Raw genomic sequence first — 2,092 nt, forward strand, 5'->3', positions numbered from 1 at the left:
CTCCCCCCACTCGGGCAGGCCGGCCCGCCATCTTTTCGTGTCACGGAGAGTAACGCCCGGAGATCGTTCAGGATGTCCGCCCCGGCCCGCCCCCGCCGGCCGGTGCCGGAAGGCTTCCGGTCCGCGAGGGACCGTCCCACCGCACGATGGTCACCCCCGGGTTCCGGCCCGTACGGCGCCGTTACGCTCGGGTCGTGCATGCCGTGCTGATCGTGACCGCCGCCCTGTTCGGGGCCGTGACCGGTGCCCTGACGCCGCGAGCGGTCCACCGGCTCTCCGTGCCCTCCGGTGAACCGTGGCGCTCCACCGGTTCGGACGGCGAGCCGCTTCCCACCGGTCCGCGCGGGTGGATGGGCATCCGGCCCGGACCCCGTCCCGTCTTCCCCGCCCTGGTGGGGGCGGGTTGCGCGGTGCTGCTCGCCGCCGCCTGCGGTCCCGCCCCGGAAACGGTGCTCTGGGTGTTCATGGTGCCCGGGACGATGGTGCTGGCCGCGGTGGACATCGCGGTGCTCCGCCTGCCGGACGTTCTCACCCTTCCCCTGGCGGCGCTCGCCGTCCTCGGTACGGGAGTCGCGGCGCTGCTGCCAGGCGCACAGGGCTCCTGGCCCCGGGCCGTGGCGGCGGCGGCGGTGTTGGCCGGGGTCTTCTTCGTCCTGGCGCTGATCAGTCCCGCCGGTATGGGGCTGGGGGACGTGAAGCTGGCTCCCGGGCTCGGCGCGGCGTTGGGGTGGTACGGCTGGGACGTCCTGCTGACCGGTGTGTTCGCCGGGTTCCTCCTCGCCGCCTGTTACGCCCTCTTCCTGGTGGCCGCGCGGGGAGCGGGACGCCGGACGGAGTTCTGCATGGGACCGTTCCTGCTCCTGGGGGCCCTGGTGGGTGTGGTGATCGGAGGGCTCGTGGTCTGAACCGGGCCCCGGCGGAGCACGCCCCGTCCCCGCCCACGTCTCCTTCCGGGGTCGGGGAGGGTCGTCCACGAGCGGTGGGTGAACGGTTGTGGTCGGATCGGGGAAGGACGCGGAAGGAATGGCCCGTGTCGGTTGCGCGGTTCCTTCCGGGCATGCGTTACGGTGGAACACCCCCCCCTCGGGCCGGTCCGTACACCCCCCCCCACGGACCGGCCCGTTTTCTTTTCCCGGCGCCGTTCCCGCCCGCCCGGGGCGGGGACGGCGCCCGCCTCCGCGGTGGGTTCGGCCCCCGCCGCCGGGTGTACTCTGACGCCTGGCACGGCACGGAGGGGCTGGACGGACGCGATGAAGAGCACGCTGCGCCGCTGGGCGGTCAGGTTGTATGCCCGGCGAGTCGGCGGGCGGCTGGACACCGAACGGGTGCCCAAGCACATCGGGGTCATCCTGGACGGCAACCGCCGCTGGGCCCGTGAGTCCGGGGGCACCGCGAGCCAGGGCCACCGAGCGGGAGCGGCGAAGATCCGTGAACTGCTCGGGTGGTGCGCCGAGACCGAGGTCGAGGTCGTCACCCTCTGGCTGCTCTCCACGGACAACCTCAGCCGTCCCAAGGAGGAACTGGTCCCCCTGCTGACCATCGTCGAGGGGGCCGTGCGCGACCTGGCCGAGGACGGACGGTGGCGGGTGCACCACGTGGGGGCCCTGGAGGTGCTGCCCGAGCGCACCCAGCGGGTATTGCGGGACGCGCAGGAGGCCACGGCCGGTCGCCCCGGCATAGTCGTCAACGTCGCGGTCGGCTACGGCGGGCGGCAGGAGATCACCGACGCCGTGCGGTCACTGCTGGCCAAGCGGGCGGCCGACGGGGACACGCTGGAGCGGGTCGCCGAGACGCTCGGTGTCGAGGACATCTCCGAGCACCTCTACACCCGGGGCCAGCCCGACCCGGACCTGGTGATCCGCACCAGCGGGGAACAGCGGCTCTCGGGTTTCATGCTCTGGCAGAGTGCCCACTCCGAGTACTACTTCTGCGAGGTCCACTGGCCGGCCTTCCGGAAGGTGGACTTCCTGCGGGCACTGCGCGACTACGCGGCCCGTCACCGACGCTTCGGTCAGTGAGGCGGGGCGCCCGGGGCGATCCCCCGGCGCCGGCCCGCCCGGAGCACGTCCCGGTGTCCCACCCCGCCGGGGAC

General features: G+C 73.5%; 2 protein-coding genes. Both read left to right on the top strand.

What is annotated here, in order from left to right:
* The first annotated feature begins 203 nt into the window (after positions 1-203).
* The gene (locus FNQ90_RS20735; protein WP_323380102.1) at positions 204-905 is read left to right on the top strand and encodes an A24 family peptidase; all 702 of its coding nucleotides are present in this window, start codon (positions 204-206) and stop codon (positions 903-905) included.
* Positions 906-1,250: 345 nt separating this feature from the next.
* Positions 1,251-2,018 (top strand): isoprenyl transferase, encoded by a 768-nt coding sequence (locus FNQ90_RS20740; RefSeq protein ID WP_182607745.1) that lies wholly within the window; start codon positions 1,251-1,253, stop codon positions 2,016-2,018.
* Positions 2,019-2,092 lie beyond the last annotated feature (74 nt).

The sequence above is a fragment of the Streptomyces alkaliphilus genome (assembly GCF_014141535.1).
GTDB classification, from domain to species: Bacteria; Actinomycetota; Actinomycetes; order Streptomycetales; family Streptomycetaceae; genus Streptomyces; species Streptomyces alkaliphilus.

Bases quoted from the DNA above. Each gene is read 5' to 3' on its own strand.
- FNQ90_RS20740 (WP_182607745.1), top strand. From the start codon at position 1,251: ATGAAGAGCACGCTGCGCCGCTGGGCGGTCAGGTTGTATGCCCGGCGA.